13 protein-coding genes and 1 pseudogene are annotated in these 18554 nt (G+C 74.1%); 10 read left to right on the plus strand and 4 right to left on the minus strand.

Annotated features, from left to right (window positions below; all coding sequences use genetic code 11):
• The first annotated feature begins 122 nt into the window (after nt 1-122).
• From ABZ990_RS27650 to ABZ990_RS27660, 3 genes are all read left to right on the plus strand, one after another.
• Nucleotides 123-1805 (plus strand): N-acetylmuramoyl-L-alanine amidase, encoded by a 1683-nt coding sequence (locus tag ABZ990_RS27650; protein WP_361237106.1) that lies wholly within the window; start codon nt 123-125, stop codon nt 1803-1805.
• A 111-nt stretch (nt 1806-1916) separates the two neighbouring features.
• A complete protein-coding gene (locus ABZ990_RS27655) occupies nt 1917-2999 on the plus strand; it encodes an NDP-sugar synthase (protein ID WP_361237109.1) in 1083 nt (360 codons plus the stop codon).
• Between the two features lie 542 nt (nt 3000-3541).
• The gene (locus ABZ990_RS27660) at nt 3542-4441 is read left to right on the plus strand and encodes a DNA-3-methyladenine glycosylase 2 family protein (RefSeq protein WP_361237112.1); all 900 of its coding nucleotides are present in this window, start codon (nt 3542-3544) and stop codon (nt 4439-4441) included.
• A 34-nt stretch (nt 4442-4475) separates the two neighbouring features.
• On the opposite strand, the gene ABZ990_RS27665 is transcribed toward ABZ990_RS27660, so the two are convergent.
• From ABZ990_RS27665 to ABZ990_RS27675, 3 genes are all read right to left on the minus strand, one after another.
• Nucleotides 4476-5861 (minus strand): coenzyme F420-0:L-glutamate ligase, encoded by a 1386-nt coding sequence (locus ABZ990_RS27665; RefSeq protein WP_361237115.1) that lies wholly within the window; start codon nt 5859-5861, stop codon nt 4476-4478.
• Nucleotides 5858-6874: a 2-phospho-L-lactate transferase gene (cofD, locus tag ABZ990_RS27670; protein WP_361237118.1), complete on the minus strand. Its 1017-nt coding sequence runs from the start codon at nt 6872-6874 to the stop codon at nt 5858-5860. Before cofD ends, ABZ990_RS27665 begins: the two co-directional genes overlap by 4 nt.
• A 124-nt stretch (nt 6875-6998) precedes the next feature.
• Nucleotides 6999-7532, minus strand: coding sequence for a cysteine dioxygenase family protein (locus tag ABZ990_RS27675; protein ID WP_361237121.1), 534 nt, complete (start codon nt 7530-7532; stop codon nt 6999-7001).
• 829 nt (nt 7533-8361) lie between these two features.
• Between ABZ990_RS27675 and ABZ990_RS27680 the strand changes: the two genes are divergently transcribed.
• The 3 genes from ABZ990_RS27680 to ABZ990_RS27690 all read left to right on the plus strand — a co-directional run bounded on the left by ABZ990_RS27680 (nt 8362) and on the right by ABZ990_RS27690 (nt 14616).
• Nucleotides 8362-8625, plus strand: a complete 264-nt coding sequence (locus ABZ990_RS27680; RefSeq protein ID WP_361237125.1) for a WhiB family transcriptional regulator — start codon at nt 8362-8364, stop codon at nt 8623-8625.
• A 448-nt stretch (nt 8626-9073) separates the two neighbouring features.
• Complete coding sequence (locus tag ABZ990_RS27685) at nt 9074-13030, plus strand: glycosyltransferase (RefSeq protein WP_361237128.1); 3957 nt, start codon at nt 9074-9076, stop codon at nt 13028-13030.
• Entirely contained in the window at nt 13027-14616 is a 1590-nt protein-coding gene (locus ABZ990_RS27690) for a DUF5719 family protein (RefSeq protein WP_361237131.1), read from the plus strand. Before ABZ990_RS27685 ends, ABZ990_RS27690 begins: the two co-directional genes overlap by 4 nt.
• Before the next feature lie 113 nt (nt 14617-14729).
• Here the strand turns inward: ABZ990_RS27690 and ABZ990_RS27695 are convergent, their stop codons facing one another.
• Nucleotides 14730-15167, minus strand: a complete 438-nt coding sequence (locus tag ABZ990_RS27695) for a metallopeptidase family protein (protein WP_361237134.1) — start codon at nt 15165-15167, stop codon at nt 14730-14732.
• A 367-nt stretch (nt 15168-15534) separates the two neighbouring features.
• On the opposite strand from ABZ990_RS27695, the gene ABZ990_RS27700 reads away from it, so the two are divergent.
• The 4 genes and pseudogenes from ABZ990_RS27700 to ABZ990_RS27715 all read left to right on the plus strand — a co-directional run.
• Entirely contained in the window at nt 15535-15966 is a 432-nt protein-coding gene (locus tag ABZ990_RS27700) for a DUF3499 domain-containing protein (RefSeq protein WP_361237146.1), read from the plus strand.
• Between the two features lie 96 nt (nt 15967-16062).
• Entirely contained in the window at nt 16063-17427 is a 1365-nt protein-coding gene (locus tag ABZ990_RS27705) for a phosphomannomutase/phosphoglucomutase (protein ID WP_361237137.1), read from the plus strand.
• Nucleotides 17428-17767: 340 nt separating this feature from the next.
• Nucleotides 17768-17950: a Trm112 family protein gene (locus tag ABZ990_RS27710; RefSeq protein WP_361237140.1), complete on the plus strand. Its 183-nt coding sequence runs from the start codon at nt 17768-17770 to the stop codon at nt 17948-17950.
• Between the two features lie 330 nt (nt 17951-18280).
• Nucleotides 18281-18554: pseudogene (locus tag ABZ990_RS27715) on the plus strand (hypothetical protein); the annotation flags it as partial.

Raw genomic sequence — 18554 nt, forward strand, 5'->3', positions numbered from 1 at the left:
CGCGGACCCCGCCTCGGATCCCCCGTACCGGTGACGGCGTCCACCGGGCGGCCCGCACTGTCACCTGTCCGCCGCGCGGGTCATCGCGCGCGGAATCCCGGTCGCACCCTCACGATCACCCCATGCGTGCCTCCCTCGTCACCTCGCTCGCCGTCGGCTGCGCCACCGCGCTCGCGCTGCCGCTCTCCCTCACGGCCCCGGCGGCCGCCGCGGCCCCGGGGCCCCGGTTCGCGCCCGCCCTCGCACCCACCGCACCCACCGTGCCCGACGCCGATGTCGCGGGCTCCACCCAGTCCCTGCCGCTCGAACCGCTCGCCCCCGACGGACCGCGCAACCGCGCCGGCGGCGGGACGACGGCGGGGGAGCGGGGCCTGACCCGTAGTGAGGTCCGGCCGTTCTCGCTCGTGGGAGTGGTCTGGGACGACGCCCACGCGCCGCTGGACGGCACGGTGCAGGTCCGTTCCCGGTCCGCGGCGGACGGCACGTGGTCGCGCTGGCGGGACGTCGAGACCCACAACGAGGAGCACGGCGCCGACCCCGGCACCGCGGAGGACCGCGGCGCGGCCCCGCGCGGCGGCACCGCGCCGCTGTGGGTCGGCGCCTCCGACGGCGTCGAGGTCCGCGTACGGCCGGAAGAAAGCGAACGGCACGAGCGGCACGACCGTCACGAGCGGCACGACCGTCACGAGCGGGCCGGGGAGCTGCCGCGCGGACTGCGCCTCGAACTCGTCGACCCGGGCCGGGAACCGGAGCGCGCCCCGCGCACCCGGGCGATGAGCGCCCCGGCCGACGGCGGCGGCGGTGTGGCGGCGCCGTACACGCACTACACCGGGTATCCCGGTTATCCCGGCTACACCGGCCAGTTCACCCGTCCGTACCCGGTGGGCGGCCCCACGTCCTCGGGCTCCGGACAGGCCGGACAGGCCGGGCAGCCAGGGAAGTCGGGGAAGCCCGGGAAGCCGGGGCACTCGGGGCAATCAGGGAAGCCGGGGAAGCCGAGCCGGCCGGGGAAGCAGGGGCAGTCGGGACCGGCCGGGGAGTCCGAGAAGGCGGAGCAGGCGGTACGGGAGGCGACCGCGGCCGCCGAGAGCGCGGGCGCGAACGCCGAACTCGCCCCGTACGGCGTCTCCTCGATCCCTGCCCAGACCCACGCGCAGACGGTCGCGTCCCTCCACAAGGCCCCCGGGGCGAAGCCGTACATCGGAGCACGGCCGAAGATCGTCACCCGTAAGGGCTGGGGCGCGGACGAGGGGCTGCGGGAGGGCGGTTTCTCCTACACCAAGACGGTGAAGGCGGCCTTCGTCCACCACAGCGCCACCGGCAACTCCTACAAGTGCGGCGAGGCGGCGTCCGTGTTGCGCGGGATCTACCGCTACCACGTCAAGAGCATGCACTGGCGCGACATCGGCTACAACTTCGCCGTCGACAAGTGCGGCACCATCTACGAGGGCCGCGCGGGCGGCGTCGCCAAGGCGGTCCAGGGCGCCCACACGATGGGCTTCAACAGCGACAGCATGGGCATCGCCGTCCTCGGCAGCTACGGCAGCACCAACCCGCCGGCCGCGGCCGTCACCGCGATCGCCCGCCTGACGGCCTGGAAGCTGGGCCTGTTCGAGGCGAACCCGAAGGGCAAGACGACCCTGACCTCCGGCGGCGGGAACCGCTTCAAGAAGGGCAGCAAGGTCAAACTGAACGTCATCTCGGGACACCGCGACGGCTTCTCCACCGAGTGCCCGGGCAAACGTCTCTACGGAAAGCTGGGCACCGCGCGGTCGGCCTCCGCCAAGTACCAGGGCAGGAGCTGAGCAACCCTCTGCATAGACTGACCGGTCATATCGTACGGACGGGTGCAGGCTGCCGTCCGTACGAGAACCACCCGGCGACAACCGGACCCGAACAGGAAGCAGAGACGACAGGTGACCGAAGCGATTCTCCTGGTCGGTGGCAAAGGCACCCGGCTGCGTCCCCTGACCGTCAACACCCCCAAGCCGATGGTCCCGGCCGCCGGCGTCCCCTTCCTCACCCACCAACTGGCCCGCGCCCGCGCCGCCGGTGTGGAACACATCGTGCTCGCCACCTCGTACCTCGCCGAGGTCTTCGAACCGCACTTCGGCGACGGCTCGGACCTCGGCCTCAGCATCGAGTACGTCACCGAGGAGGAACCCCTCGGCACCGGCGGCGCGATCCGCAACGTCGCCTCGCGCCTCCACTCCGGCCCCGAGGACCCGGTCCTCATCTTCAACGGCGACATCCTCACCGGCCTCGACATCCAGGCCCTCGTCGCCACCCACCGCGACTCCGGCGCGGACGTCTCCCTCCACCTCACCCGGGTCGCGGACCCGCGCGCCTTCGGCCTGGTGCCGACGGACGCCACCGGACGCGTCACGGCGTTCCTGGAGAAGCCGCAGACGCCCGAGGAGATCGTCACCGACCAGATCAACGCGGGCGCGTACGTCTTCCGCCGCTCCGTCATCGACTCCATACCCACCGGCCGGCCGGTCTCCGTCGAGCGCGAGACCTTCCCCGACCTCCTGGCCGCCGGAGCCCACCTCCAAGGCATGGTCGACTCCACCTACTGGCTCGACCTCGGCACCCCGCAGGCCTTCGTCCGCGGCTCCGCCGACCTCGTCCTCGGCCGCGCCCCCTCCCCGGCGGTCCCCGGCCGCTGCGGCGACCGCCTCGTCCTCGACACCGCCGAGGTCGCCCCCGACGCCAAGCTCACCGGCGGCACCGTCATAGGCCCCGGCGCGACCGTCGGCGCGGGCGCCCGCATCCACGGCTCCGCCGTCCTCGCGGGCGCGACCGTCGAACCCGGCGCGGTCCTCACCGACTCCCTCATCGGCGCGGGAGCCCGCATCGGCGCCCGCACGATCCTCACGGACGCGGTCATCGGCGACGGCGCCCACATCGGCCCGGACAACGAACTGCGCGGGGGCGCACGGGTGTGGTGCGACACGGTGCTGCCGGGCGGTTCGATCCGCTTCTCGTCGGATCAGTAGGGGGCCGGGGAGCCTCGTAGCTCCCCGATCCTGGACCGGCGGCCCGTGGGACGGCACACCGTCCCTTCCCTCCTCTCGCGATGGGCTCACTGTCTCTGTGACGGGTGGCCCGCAGGGCTATGACGTCACGACGCCGTAGGCGGAGCCTCGGTCGAGGCAGCCCGCAGAGACAAGACAGCGCCGGCCAAGGTCGACCTCCCCCTACTCGGGACGAGGGGCGGCGCGAGGGGGTGTGGTGAGGGGAGCGGGGGGAGGGGAGGGGTCGTGTTCGGAACGTAAAGCGTGATTTGTGGCGCGGAAGAAGAACGTTCAACGCACCAGTAAGGCCCCCGCGCCGTAAATCATGCAGTGAAGAACACGACCCCTGACCGGACCCCGCGCACCACCCACTACCCCCGCCTGTGCGGCCCCGCGGGTCCCACCCCCGGGTGGGCAATCGTCCCGCAGGGCGGGACGGGTGGGCACACGGGACGGCGCCCCGGGTGGCGCGCTCACCCTTGCAGCCCCCCGCGCCCACCTCAAACCGCGTTACCGTCAAAGACATGGCCGCCCGCTTCACCCCCAAAGCAAACGCGTCGCTCACCCTCGCCCCCCTCCGCCGCGGCCCCGCCGACCCCACCTTCCAGACCACCCCCGACGGCTCCATCTGGCGCGCCAGCCGCACCCCCGACGGCCCGGGCACCCTCCGCATCCACCCGGGCAACGGCGACGCGGACGACGCGGAAGCCTACGGCCCCGGCGCCGCCTGGCTGCTCGACGCCCTGCCCGCCCTGCTGGGCGCGCAGGACGACCCGACCGCCTTCGTCCCGCGCCACAAGATCGTCGCGGTGACGGCCCGCGCCCGCGCGGGCCTGCGCCTGACCCGGACGGGGCTCGTCCTGGAGTCGCTGATTCCGACGGTCCTGGAGCAGAAGGTGACGAGCACGGAGGCGTACCGCTCCTGGCGGCAGCTGGTGCGGACGTTCGGGGAGCCGGCGCCGGGCCCGGTGCCGGAGGGGATGTACGTGATGCCGGACGCCCGGGGCTGGGCGGCGATCCCGTCGTGGGAGTGGCACCGGGCGAATGTGGACGGGAAGCGCGCGGCGACGATCGTCCGGGCGGCGCGGGTCGCGGCCCGGCTTGAGGAGGCCGCGCGGATGCCGCCGGCGGAGGCGAGGAAGCGGCTCGAACTGATCCCGGGGATCGGCCCGTGGACGTCGGCGGAGACGGTCCAGCGCAGCAACGGCGCTCCGGACGAGGTCACGACGGGTGACCTGCACCTCCCGGGCATCGTCGGCTGGGCGCTGGCGGGCGACCGGTCGGCCGACGACGCGGCGATGCTGGAGCTGCTGGCCCCGTACGAGGGCCAGCGGCACCGGGCGGCCCGGCTGATCCTGCTGAGCGGCCGGGTGCCGCCGCGCCGGGCGCCGAGGATGGCGCCCGGCGACATCAGGGCCTTCTAGAAGACGGACCCCTCAGCGACCCCTCAGCGATCCCTCAGCGCACCTCGATGAACGAGGCGGTGTGCCGCGCCGGCCGTTCCTTCGGCGCCGAGGCGGGCCGGCCCACGGCGACCGCGCCCATCGGGTCCCAGTCGTCCGGCAGCGCGAGGACGTCGCGGACGACGTCGCGGCAGAACATCGTGGACGACACCCACGCCGACCCGAGCTGTTCTCCGGCGAGCGCCACCAGCAGGTTCTGTACGCCGGCGCCGGCCGCGACCACGAACATCTCGCGTTCGGCGGCGTCACGGCGCGCGTCGCCGTAGTGGTGCGCGCCGTCCATGACGAGGCAGGGGACGACGAGGTACGGCGCCCGGCGCAGCACGTCGCCGCGCCGGACGCGCTTGGCGATGGAGTCCTCGGACTTGCCGTCCGCGCGCAGGTCCGCGATCCAGGCGTCCCGCATCGCGTCGAGCAGCCGGGTCCGCGCGGCTTCCGTCTCCAGGAGCACGAACCGCCAGGGGGTGGTGTGGTGCGGGGCGGGCGCGGTGACGGCGGCGGCGACGGCCCGGCGTACCGCGCCGGGGTCGACGGGCTCGTCCGTGAAGTCCCGTACGGTACGGCGCAGGGTCACCGCTTCCCGTACGGCCTCGGAGGTGCCGAGCCGGAACATGTCCTCGGAGGCGTCCCGCACCAGCGCCCGCGCACCCGAGTCCGTACCCGCACCAGCACCAGGCTCCTCGTCCTCCCCCACCAGGTGGGAGAGCCCGCGGACGACGGCGACGGGCCGCCCGCCGAGCTTGCCCTTCACGAGGTCGCCGGCGGCGGCGAGTTCGTCGGCGGTGGCGGTGATGGTGGCGTTCAGCGGGTTGCCGTGGGGGTCGGTGCCGCCGCGCAGGTCGTCGAGGACCCGGATGCCGGCCGCGCCGATCGCCACGTCGGTGAGCCCGTTGCGCCAGGGCCGCCCGAAGGTGTCGGTGACGAGGACGCCGACGTCGATGCCGCCGAGCGCCTCGCGCAGGCCCTCCCGGATCCGGCGGGCCGAGGCGTCGGGGTCCTCGGGCAGCAACAGCACGGTGCCGGCCGGGGTGTTGGAGGCGTCGACGCCGGCGGCGGCCAGGACCAGGCCCTGCCGGTTCTCGACGATCCGCAGCGGCCCGCGCCGGGCCACCACCCGTACGGTCTCGGCGTCGATCGCCGCCTCGCGGTCGGCGGCGACGAGGGACCGGCCCTCGGCCTTGCTCACTATCTTCGAGGTGACGAGCAGGATGTCCCCGTCGGCCAGCCCCGGCGTGCCGCCGGACACCTCACCGGACACGGGCGCGGACACGGGCGCGACGGCGGAGGCGATCAGCTTGGCGAGGTCGTCGCCGGGCGCCACCTCGGGTATCCCGTCGAGCGCCCACACCTCGAACCGGGCCTCCGGACCCCCTGTTCTCACGCGTCGCCCTCCCCGGCCCCGGCCCCGGCCTCGGCACCAGCCCCAGCCTCGGCCTTCGCCGCACCGGCCTCCGCCGCCAGCGCCAGCGCCTCGCGCGCCATCGTGGCCGTGGTGTCGAGGTCGGTCATCATCAGCGGGACGGCGCGGCAGCGGATGCCCGCCGCCTCGACGTCGGCGACGGCGTCCGCGTCGACGGTGTCGACGAGCCAGCCGTCGACGAGCCCGGAGCCGTAGTGCCGGGCGACGGCCGCCGCCGTGGACTCCACGCCGACCGCAGCGAGGACCTTGTCGGCCATGCCCCGCACGGGCGCGTCGCCGACGATCGGGGAGAGGCCGACGACCGGCGCGGACGCGGCGGCGACGGCCTCGCGGATGCCGGGCACGGCGAGGATCGTGCCGACGGACACGACCGGGTTCGACGGCGGGAAGAGGATGACGTCGGCCTCGGCGATCGCCTCCAGGACACCGGGCGCGGGCTTGGCCTGCTCGGCGCCGACGGGCACGACGGCCCGCGCGGGCACGGCGGCGCGCAGCTTCACCCAGTACTCCTGGAAGTGGACGGCCCGCTGCTCGCCGTCGACCTCGATCGCCACATGCGTCTCGACCCGGTCGTCGGACATCGGCAGCAGCCGGACGCCGGGCCGCCAGCGGGCGCACAGCGCCTCGGTGACGGCGCTGAGCGGATAGCCGGCGCCCAGCATCTGGGTACGGACGATGTGGGTGGCGAAGTCGCGGTCGCCGAGGCCGAACCACTCGGGCCCGACCCCGTACGCCGCGAGTTCCTCCTTGACGGTGAAGGACTCGTCCTCGCGGCCCCAGCCCTGTCCCTCGTCGATGCCACCGCCGAGGGTGTACATCACGGTGTCGAGGTCGGGGCAGACCTTGAGGCCGAAGAGATGGATGTCGTCACCGGTGTTGCCGATGACCGTGATCTCCGCGTCGGGCGCGGCCTGCTTGAGGCCGCGAAGGAAGCGGGCACCACCGATGCCACCGGCCAGAACCACAATGCGCATGCGGACAGTCTGTCAGCAGCGGGCCACCGCCATCCGGGGGGTGGCGAAACGCCGTCGGGCGGACCCGGACGACGGCCCGGACAAGCCCCGGACAGCAGCCCGGCCCCGGTGGCCCGTCAGGCCGTCACGCCCCCTGACCGGGTACGCCGGGCAGCGCGGGTTCCGCCACTCGCGCCATCCCACCCTCCACACGTCCAGCCGTGTGCATCGGCATCTCGGTGAGGCCGGGGTAGTAGACGTGCAGGCTGACGGCGGGTTCGAGGGAGTCGTTGACGACCTCGTGGACGTATCCCGGGGCGAAGACGTACTGGGAGCCGGGCGCGAAGGCGCGCGGCCCGCGCCGCGAGCGCTCGGTGAGCTCGCCCGCGAGGACGGTGAGGAGACCGGAGGACGGGCCGTGGTCGTGGCGTCCGCTGCCCTGGCCGGGCAGCCAGGAGAGCAGCCACACCTCGTATCCGGGGCCGGTGCGCAGCCGGTGGTACCAGCGGGTGGTGGCGTCGTACTGGACGTAGGGGGCCCACTGGTCGCGGTCGGCGGCGATCTCCCGGGCGAGACCGGCGAACTCGGCCACCGTGGCCGGGTGCGCGCGCGGGGGCTGGAGGAGGTGCGGGACCTCAAGGATGTCGCCGGCGATCTGAAGGTCGCTGTCCATGTTCATGGGATGCGGGTGTTCCTCGGCAGAAGTCGGGGTGTCGCAGAACGGGGAAACGCAGAAACGTCGAAAACGCTGGAAACGCTGGAAACGCAGGTAAACGAGCCGAACGGGTGATGCGGGGGAGGGGTGGAGCGAGGGGAATCAGCCAGAGATCCGTCGGGGAACGGAGCTCAAGCGGGGATCACGCGGGGATCGAACAGAGGTCGAGCAAGGGGAGCTGTACGCAAGGCAGCGGTCGGGGGCGGACCGCAGGGAAGCCGGAGGCGCCGGAGAAGGGCGCTCTCAACAGCTGGGACAGCAGCGACAGCGACAGCGAACGAGAGCAGCCCGATGGACCCCATGGCGGTGGGTCGCGGTGGATGCTGCGGTCGCTGGCATGCCACCAACGTGGCGGGATCGATACCCAACTGTCAACTCAATGACCGATTTGGGGGTAATGTTTCACCTCATCCGGTTACTGTGCACGGAGAAAGGTTTGTTCGTGTTGCGGCCAGGAGAGATGGCGCAACATCCGGTGCCGTAAACGTGACGGAGGTCCCGTGATCGGGCTGTGATCCGGATCGCTTCCATGGCTGGATCGCAACATGATCCGCCTCCTGGGCGTCCCTCCCGGTGAGAGAGGGCGGGCGCGGCGAAGCTGGTCGCTTGTGTCACGTTTTTTGCCGATTCGAGTACTTTCCGCATAGGGTTGGTTCCGCAGAGTGAATACGGGGCCTAATAGCAGATCTCGGCTTGACTCGTACTGAGCGACGAACTTGTAATTTCACTCGTGTCGTTCGGCCGACCGGAAACGGCAACCCCACGGGGACGCACAGACAGACGAGGGGCGTAGATGACCGAGTTGTTCCAGGAACTGCTGGTCGAGGACGCGGCCGAGGAGCTCGGCTGGCAGGAACGCGCCCTGTGCGCGCAGACCGACCCCGAGTCCTTCTTCCCCGAGAAGGGCGGCTCGACCCGCGAGGCCAAGAAGGTCTGTCTCGCCTGCGAAGTCCGTTCCGAATGCCTGGAGTACGCGCTCCAGAACGACGAGCGCTTCGGCATCTGGGGCGGGCTGTCCGAGCGTGAACGCCGCCGCCTGAAGAAGGCCGCGGTCTGAGACCGGCACCGTTCGATTTCGGCCACACCCGGCTCGTACGCACGGCTCGCACACACGGCACGTACGCACGACTCGCACCCGCCTCGCGCGCACCGGCTCGTACGGGCCGGTGCGTACGAGCCGACCGGCCGCCTCCGCTGACGGCGACCACCGCACCGGACGCGCGGCCGACCCCGCACCACCCGCCGTCCTCGCACCACCGGCACCACCGGCACCACCGGCACCACCCACAGGCACAAGGCCCGGGCCCCACCCCGGACCCACCCGGGCCCCCGCCCGAAGACGCACTCAAAGACGCACCCAAAGACACCCACAACGAACGGTCCGCCCCCTGTGCTCCATCCACAGGCGGCGGACCGTCGTCGTACCAGCCGTTAGTGTGGGGCTCCGTCCGAGACGCACCCACGCCCCCTCGCGGGCGACCCCCGGCCGGAGGGCCCGTAGCTCGATGTCCTCAACTCCTGAGTTCCCACGACACGTCGTCACCGCCGTGCTCGTCGCCCACGACGGCGCCCGCTGGCTGCCGGACGCCCTTGCCGGGCTGCTCGCCCAGGAACGCCCCGTCCAGAACGCCGTCGCCGCCGACACCGGCAGCGCCGACGACTCCGCGCGGCTCCTCTCCGAGGCGCTCGGCGACGACCGCGTCCTCCACCTGGCCCGCCGCACCGGGTTCGGCGCCGCCGTCGAGGAGGCCGCGCGCACCGCGCCCGTCCTCGGCCCGGACGACCTCACCTATCTGAAGCGGCCCAGCAGTTGGGACCCCGTCACCCGGACCTGGCAGGACGAGAACTACGACCTGCCCGAACTGCCGCACGGCGAACCCGTCCAGTGGCTCTGGCTGCTGCACGACGACTGCGCCCCCGAGCCCGGCGCGCTCGCCGAACTCCTGCGCGTCGCCGACTCCGACGAGACCGCCGCCGTCGTCGGCCCCAAACTGCGCGGCTGGTACGACCGCAAGCAGCTGCTCGAAGCCGGCGTCAGCATCGCCCGCAGCGGCCGCCGCTGGACCGGACTCGACCGCCGCGAACAGGACCAGGGCCAGCACGACCAGGTCCGCGCCGTCCTCGCCGTCTCCAGCGCCGGCATGCTCATCCGCCGCGACGTCTTCGAGGAACTCGGCGGCTTCGACCGCCGGCTGCCCCTCATGCGCGACGACGTCGACCTGTGCTGGCGCGCCCACGCCGCCGGCCACCGCGTCCTCGTCGCCCCGAGCGCCGTCCTCCGGCACGCCGAGGCATCCGCCCGCGAACGCCGCACCGTCGACTGCGCCGGCCGCTCGGCCACCAACCCGCACCGCGTCGACAAGGCCGGCGCCGTCTACACGCTGCTCGCCAACACCCGCGGCCGCGCCCTGCCGTACGTCCTGCTCCGGCTCGTCCTCGGCACCCTGGTGCGCACCCTCGGCTATCTCGTCGGCAAGGCGCCCAGCCAGGCCGTCGACGAGATCATGGGTCTGCTCGGCACCCTGCTGCGGCCCGAGAAGGTGCTCGCGGCGCGCAAGCGGCGCGGCACCCCGGCCGTCCCGGCGTCCGAGCTCCGCCCCCTCTTCCCGCCGCCCGGCGCCACCCTGCGCGCCACCGCCGAACAGGTCGCCTCCCACTTCGGCGCCGACGACGCCGAGTCCGGCGGCTCCCGCCACGGCGCCGTCGAATCCGGCCCCGGCGGCGACGACGCCGACTTCCTGGAGATCGAGCAGTTCGCCCGGCTGAAGAAGATCGCCCGCAGGCCGGGCCCGGTCCTCTTCGCCCTCCTCCTCGTCGTCTCCCTGGTCGCCTGCCGCAACCTCTTCGGCGGCGGCTCGCTCGCCGGCGGCACCCTGCTGCCCGCCCCCGACACCGTCTCCGCACTGTGGTCGCGCTACGCCGACGGCTGGCACGCGCTCGGCACCGGCGGCACCCAGACCGCCCCGCCCTACCTGGCCGTCCTCGCCGCGCTCTCCGGACTGCTGCTCGGCTCGACCTCCCTCGCGCTGACCCTGCTGCTCGTCTGCTCGGTCCCGCTCGCCGGCTTCACCGCGTACTTCGCCTCCCGGGGCATCGTCGAATCCCGGCTGCTGCGCGCCTGGGCCGCCATCGCCTACGCCTTCCTGCCCGCCGCCACCGGCGCCCTCGCCACCGGCCGGCTCGGCACCGCCGTCCTCGCGATCCTGCTCCCGCTCATGGCCCGCGCCGCCGTCGCCTCGTACGGGCTGAACCGCGCCGACGGCGAGCGCGGCAGCTGGCGCGCCACCTGGGCGTACACCTTCCTGCTCACCTTCGCGACCGCCTTCACCCCGGTCGTCTGGCCGCTCGCCGTCGTCCTCGGACTCGGCGTGCTCGTCCTGCGCCGAGGCGACATCACCGCGTACGGGCTGCGCTTCCTGGCCACCGCCGGCACCCCGCTGCTCCTCCTCGCGCCCTGGTCGCTGACCCTGCTGACCAGCCCCTCCGGCTTCCTGCGCGAGGCCGGACTCGACATCCGTACGGGCACGGCCTCGGCGTTCGACCTGCTCGGTGCCAGCCCCGGCGGCCCCGGCACCTTCGGCGGGCTCGTCTTCGCCGGCCTCGTGCTCGCCGCGCTCGGCGCCCTGCTGCGCGAGGAGCGGACCCTCGCCGTGCGCGCCGCCTGGGCCGCCGCCCTCGCGGGCCTGCTCCTCGCCGTCCTCACCAACGGCTCCGGCGACGGCGCCACCGGCTGGGCCGGCCCCGCCACCCTCGTCTACGGCGCCGCCCTGCTGGCCGCCGCCATGGTCGGCGCCGAAGGCGGCCGCACCCGCGTCGCCGCCCACGGCTTCGGCTGGCGCCAGCCGCTCGCCGCGCTCATCGCGTTCGCCTGCGCCATCGGCCCGGTCGTCGCCGCGGCCGGCTGGATGATCGGCGGCGCCGACGGCCCGCTCACCCGCCGCGACCCGGTCCAGGTGCCCGCGTTCGTCGCCGAGGAGAGCGGCACCCGCGACCAGGCCCGCACCCTCGTCCTCGGCGCGGGCGCGCCCGGCGAGGTCGCGTACAGCCTGGTCCGCGGCTCCGGCAGCCGGCTCGGCGACGCCGAACTCACCGACTCCGCCACCGCCGCTGCCGCCTCCGGCGACGCCGACACCCGCCTCGACCAGGTCGTCTCCCACCTCGTCGCCGGTTCCGGCGCCGACCAGACCACCGAGCTCGGCGGCTTCGCGATCCGCTACGTCCTGGTCCGCGACGGCGCCCCGCGCGCCATGAGCCGCGTCCTCGACTCCACGCCCGGCCTGACCCGGCTCAGCCAGCTCGACGGCAGCGCCCTGTGGCGGGTCGACCGCAAGGTCGCCCGCGTGATGATCGTGCCCCCGGCCGCCGCGAAGGCCGCAGGGTCCGGCGCCGCTTCCGGTGCTGCTTCCGGTGCCGGTTCGGCCTCCGGTTCCGGTGAGGGCGTGGTGGCCGTCGCCGCCGGTCCCGTCGAGGCCCACACGGACATCCCGGCCGGTCCCGCCGGCCGCGTCCTGCGGATCGCCGACCGCGCCGACTCCGGCTGGACCGCCACCCTCGCGGGCAAGGCGCTCAAGCCGATCACCGTCGACGACTGGGCGCAGGGCTTCGAACTGCCCGCCGAGGGCGGCCGCCTCGACCTCACGTACGACGCGCCGGTCACCCACACCGTGTGGATCTGGGCCCAGGCGTTCCTCGCCCTCGTCCTGATCGTCCTCGCGCTGCCCGGCCGCCGCCACGACGTCGACGACGACCTGCCCGACGAGGACGCCGATCTGCCGGCCCAGGAGGCCGCCGAGGCCCGGAGCATCGAGGGCGAGGGCCGTCGCGCCCGCCGGCTGCGCGCCGCCGCCGAAGCGGAGGCCGCCGCGGCCACCGCCGCTGCCGCCGGCGACCAGGCCGAGGCGCCCGCGCCCGGCATGCCCGAGCCCGTGCCCGTCCCGCACCAGCCGGTGTACGAGCAGGAGTCCGATTCCCGCTCCGATTCCCGTTCCGGCTCCGGCTCCGACTCCGCCGAGTCCGAGGGCCGGCAGGAGTGGGACGGCCAGTACGCCGCCGTCCCGCAGCAGGCCGCCCCGTACGAGGAGCGGTACGAGCAGTCGTACGACCAGCAGTACGACCAGGGGTACGACCAGCAGGGCTACGGGTACGACCCGTACGCCCAGCAGCAGCCGTACGAACAGTCCCAGGCGTACGAGCAGCAGCCGTACCAGCAGTCGTACGACCAGCCGAGGTACGACCAGCAGTACTACGAGCAGCAGTCGTACGACCCGTACGCGCCGCAGCAGCCCACCGACCAGCCCCAGCCCCAGCCCCACGAGCAGGGCCAGGGTCAGAGTCAGGGCCAGGCGCAGGGCCAGAACCAGAGCCAGGCGCACCCCGGGTACGACGAGCAGCAGGGCTACGACGTCTACGACCCGTACGGCTACGGGCAGCAGCAGCGTTCCGACGGGAGCAGCAACCAGTGAAGCGCACCACCCTCTCCCTGATCGCGGTCGCCACCGTCCTGGCCGCGGTCACCGGCGTGGCCGCCGTGACCGCCCCCGGTCCGGACAGCGCCGCACCCGTCGCCGCCCCGAAGGCGGCCCGCCTCCCGGTGGAGCGGACCGGGCTGCTCTGCCCGGCGCCGAGCACCTCGGAGGTGGCGGAGACGACGTACACCTCGTTCACCCCGCCGGCGAGGAACGCCGCCGGGCAGCCCCAGGACGGACAGGGCGGCGAGGGCGGCTCCGGCACGGGCACGGCCGCCGGCGCCGGCGGCAAGAGCGCCGCCGAGGCCGTCCTGAAGCCCGCCGCCAGGGCCGCGATCCCCGGCGAGGACGCCGCGAAGCAGGAGAAGAAGGCCAAGGAGCCGAAGGCCCCGCCGACCGTCACCAAGCCCGGCACCCCCGTCGCCGAACAGCTCGACGGCGGCTCCGTGCCCGCCCTGACCGGCGCCGCGAACGGCGCGCTCGCCCCCGGCTGGACCGTCCAGCAGACCACCGTCGTCCCGGCGGGCGGCGCCCGCGGCCTGCTCGGTGTGGCCTGCACCGCCCCGGACACCGACTTCTGGTTCCCGGCCGCCTCCACGGCCAAGGAGCGGCACGACTACGTCCACCTCACCAACCCCGACGACAGCGCGGCCGTCGCCGACATCGAGTTGTACGGCCCCGACGGCGCCCTGAAGACCGAGGTCACCGAGGGCATCCCGGTTCCCGGGCACAGCACCGTGCCGGTGCTGCTCTCCACCCTGACCACCGACCCGGCGCAGCAGGACCTCACCGTCCACGTCACCACCCGCAGCGGCCGCGTCGGCGCGGCCCTCGGCGTCGCCGACGAGAAGCTGGGCAGCGACTGGCTGCCCGCCGCCGCCGACGCGGCCGGCAAGCTCGTCCTGCCGGGCATCCCGGCCGACGCGACCTCGGTCCGGCTCGTCGCCTTCGCGCCCGGCGACGACGACGCCGACCTGAAGGTCCAGCTGATCACCCCGACCGGCACGATCGTCCCGGCGGGCGCCGACTCCCTGCACGTGAAGTCCGGCATGACCGCCGCCGTCGACCTGCCCGAGCTCACCCGGGGCGAGCCCGGCTCGCTGCTGCTGACCTCCGCCGATCCGAAGAAGCCGGTGCCCGTCGTGGCGGCGGTGAAGGTCGTCCGGGGCAAGGGCGCCGAGAAGGAGATCGCGTTCATCCCGGCCACCGCGGCGATCGAGGGCCGGGCCACCGTCGCCGACAACCGCGCCAAGGGCACCACCCTCGCCCTCAGCGCGCCCGGCGACGCCGCCCAGGTGCGGATCACGGCGTCGGCGGGCGCGGAGGGCGGTACGCCGGTCACCAAGAACGTCACGATCAAGGCGGGCAGCACGGTCTCGATGGACGGGCCCGTCCCGGACGGGGCGAAGGGCGGCTACGCGCTGACCGTGGAGCGGCTGTCGGGCGGCCCGGTGTACGCCGCGCGCACGCTGGCCCTGCCGCAGGACGGCGTACCGATGTTCACCGTGCAGACCTTCGCCGACGACCGCAGCTCGGTGGAGGTGCCGCCGGCCCGCCAGGACCTGAAGGTGCTGGACGACTGAGCGGACGCGGGCCGGGGGCCGCGTCCGAGCACGGGCGCCGGTCCCGGCGCGGGCCGGGTGCCGTACCGCCGTGAAGGCGCGGACCTCCTCGTACGGCGGCTCCGCCCGCCCGGTCACTCCTCCCCGTACCGCGGATCCACCGTCTCGGGGGAGAGTCCCAGCAGGTCGGCGACCTGTTCGACCACGACCTCGTGGACGAGCAGGGCCCGCTCGTCGCGGGTCTTGGCGCGGAGCTCGATGGGGCGGCGGTAGACGATCACCCGGGCCGGGTCCTTCCGGCCCGCCGGGAGCGCGACCCCCAGCGGCACCGTGTCGGCCGGCTCCGCCGGCGGCACCTCCAGCACCATGAACTCGACATCGGTGAGCTGCGGCCAGCCGCGCTCCAGCCGCTCCACCGAGTCCAGGACCAGATCGCGGAAGGTGTCCGCCCGGCTCGCGGACAGCGGGACCTGCGGCGGGGCGACCGGCCCCCGCATGCCCCGGCCGTGCCGGTCACGGTGCCGCGGGCGCGGTGCGGCAGGAGTGCCCCTGCTCTCGGTGGTGTCCGTCACTGACGCAGCGTAACTCCCGCCGGGCCCGGCTGCCGACGGGCGGGCGGCCCTCCCTTCCCGGCCCCTTCCCACCCTCGTCCCGCCGCCTCGCTCGCCTCCCCGCTCGCCCCTCCCAGGACCTCCCCGTTTTCTCTCCGGTCCCTCCCGGCGTTCTCTCCATCCGCTCACGCTTTCCCGTTTCCTCCGGCGCTCTTCCCGGCGCTCCTCCCGAGCCCCTCCCCGGACCCCCCACCACCCTCTTCCCGCCCCCTCCGACCCTCCGGATCAGGCCTCGGCCGGGGCCTTGAATCCGGCCACTTCCGCAGGTCGGAGGGGTGCCGGGAACAGCCGCCGTGGCGGACGTCACACCGCGACACGGTGGAGTGACCTGGGGGAGAGTCGTCGCGGCCCGCTCAAGAGTGCGGTACCGTCCAACGTCGTGAGCCCTGTACGTCGCTGTTCGCGCACCGCGTGCGGCCGCCCTGCCGTCGCGACACTGACGTACGTCTATGCCGACTCGACTGCGGTCCTCGGCCCGCTCGCCACCTACGCCGAGCCCCACTGCTACGACCTGTGCGCCGAGCACAGCGAGCGCCTCACCGCGCCGCGCGGCTGGGAGGTCGTGCGGCTCTCCGACGCGACCGTCCCCACCCGCCCCAGCGGCGACGACCTCGAAGCCCTCGCCAACGCGGTCCGCGAGGCGGCCCGCCCCCAGGAGCGCGCGGCCGAGGCCGGCGGCAAGGGCGGCCCGCGCGGCGGCGACCCGATGGAGGTCGGCCGGCGCGGCCATCTGAGGGTGCTGCGTTCCCCCGAGAACTGACCAGGGCCCGGTCCCGGGTAGTTTGGGCGTTCCGTATCCGTACGGGCACCGCATCGCGCCGGTGCGACATGCCGAGACTTCAGGAGGGTTTGATCCGTGGCTGCTGATCTGTCGCAGATCGTGAAGGCGTACGACGTCCGCGGGGTGGTGCCGGATCAGTGGGACGAGGCCCTGGCGGAACTGTTCGGAGCCGCGTTCGTCCGCGTGACCGAGGCCGACGCCATCGTCATCGGCCACGACATGCGCCCCTCCTCGCCCGGTCTCTCCGCCGCCTTCGCGCGCGGCGCGACCCGCCTCGGCGCCGATGTGACCCTGATCGGCCTCTGCTCCACCGACCAGCTCTACTTCGCCTCCGGGCAGCTCGGCCTGCCGGGCGCGATGTTCACCGCGTCCCACAACCCGGCCCGCTACAACGGCATCAAGATGTGCCGCGCCGGTGCCGCCCCCGTCGGCCAGGACACCGGCCTCGCCGACATCCGCGCGCTCGTCGAGCGGTGGAGCGAGGAGGGCGCGCCGGAGGCGGCCGCCACCGAGGGCACCGTCACCGAGCGGGACAGCCTGCACGACTACGCGGCCCACCTGCGCGGACTGGTCGACCTCACCACGATCCGGCCCCTCAAGGTCGTCGTCGACGCGGGCAACGGCATGGGCGGCCACACCGTGCCCACCGTCCTCGACGGTCTGCCGCTGGACGTCGTCCCGATGTACTTCGAGCTCGACGGCACCTTCCCGAACCACGAGGCCAACCCGCTCGACCCGAAGAACATCGTCGACCTCCAGGCGCGCGTCCGCGCCGAGGGCGCCGACCTCGGCCTCGCCTTCGACGGCGACGCCGACCGCTGCTTCGTCGTCGACGAGAACGGCGACCCGGTCTCCCCGTCGGCGATCACCGCGCTCGTCGCGGCGCGCGAGCTGGCCAAGCACGGCGGCAGCGGCACGGTCATCCACAACCTGATCACCTCGTGGTCGGTGCCCGAGGTCGTCCGCGAGCACGGCGGCACGCCGGTGCGCACCCGGGTCGGCCACTCCTTCATCAAGGAGGAGATGGCGAAGACCGGCGCCATCTTCGGCGGCGAGCACTCCGCCCACTACTACTTCAAGGACTTCTGGAACGCGGACACCGGCATGCTCGCCGCGCTCCACGTCCTCGCGGCCCTCGGCGGCCAGGACGGTCCGCTGTCCGGGCTGGTCTCCTCGTACGACCGCTACGCCTCCTCCGGCGAGATCAACTCCACCGTCGACGACCAGGCCGCCCGGCTGGCCGCCGTGAAGGCGGCGTTCGGCGACCGCGAGGGCGTCACCCTGGACGAGCTGGACGGACTGACGGTCACCGCCGCCGACTGGTGGTTCAACGTCCGCGCCTCCAACACCGAGCCGCTGCTCCGGCTGAACGTCGAGGCGCGGGACGAGGCGCGGATGGCGAAGGTGCGGGACGAGGCGCTGGAGCTGATCCGGGGCTGATCCGGGGCTGATCCGGCGTGATCCGGGGCTGAGGCGGTCGTTTTGACGGTCGCTCTGCCGACGGCCGGTCCTACGGTGCCCGTGGCGGGCGCGCTTCGCGCGTTCCCGCCACGGGCACCGCGCGTTCGCGCGCTCTCCCGGACACCCGCTGTTCCGCGCCACGCCCACCCCGTGCCGCTCGTCCGTCACACGGGCCACGGAACGTGGTCCCCGGCGCCGGCCCCGCGGGGGCGGGCGCCGCACCTGACCCGGCGGTAGGCTGACCGGGGCCGGAACCGTCCGCCCCGCATGCCCGTACGCCCCCGCGTACGCAGCCGCACCGCCCCCGAAGGGACCGCACATGCCGCTCGAAGCCGGCCTCCTGGACATCCTGGCCTGCCCGGCCTGCCACGCCCCGCTGGACGACCGTACGGCGGAGGAGACCCCGGAGCTGGTCTGCACCGGCGACGGCTGCGGTCTCGCCTACCCGGTCCGCGACGACATCCCGGTGCTGCTCGTGGACGAGGCGCGCCGCCCCGCCTGACCCGGCTCGGACGCCCGGCCCGGCGACCCACCGGGCCGTCCGCCCGGATGACCCCACTGGGTGATCCGGCCCAGGGGGAATCCCACTGGACGACCCGGATGGCTGGACGACGCGACCGGCCCCGGGCGGCCCCGCCGGACCCGGACCCGGGAGCCCCCGGCCCGTCAGGCCACGGGACACCCGGTACACCCGGCCCGGTACACCCGGGACACAGGGAAACCCAGGCATCCCGGGAGGCCCCCGGAGAACCGGGTAAGCCCCTCGGCAGGAAGACCACGCGGAACCCGGCCGCCCGGCCGGTCCCCGCTTCGACGACCGGAGGCCCGCCACATGCTCGACGAGACCCTCCTCGACGCACCGGAAGCCCTCGCCCTCGCCGACCGCCGCGATCTGCTGCGCGGTGCGGCCGAGGCGGGCGCGCGGGTACGGACCGCCGCCCGGCACGCCGCCGAGGCCGGTATCGCCGAACTCCGTCCGGAGGGCCGCCCGCGCACCGTCCTCGTCGCGGGCCGGCGCCTTGGAATCGCACGCGCCATGCCGCGTCCGCTCTCCGACCCAAGGTCATCCGACAGGCTCTCAGCCGCCGATCGCCGACATCGGGCGT

Source organism: Streptomyces sp. NPDC046203, from assembly GCF_040646255.1.
GTDB lineage: Bacteria > Actinomycetota > Actinomycetes > Streptomycetales > Streptomycetaceae > Streptomyces.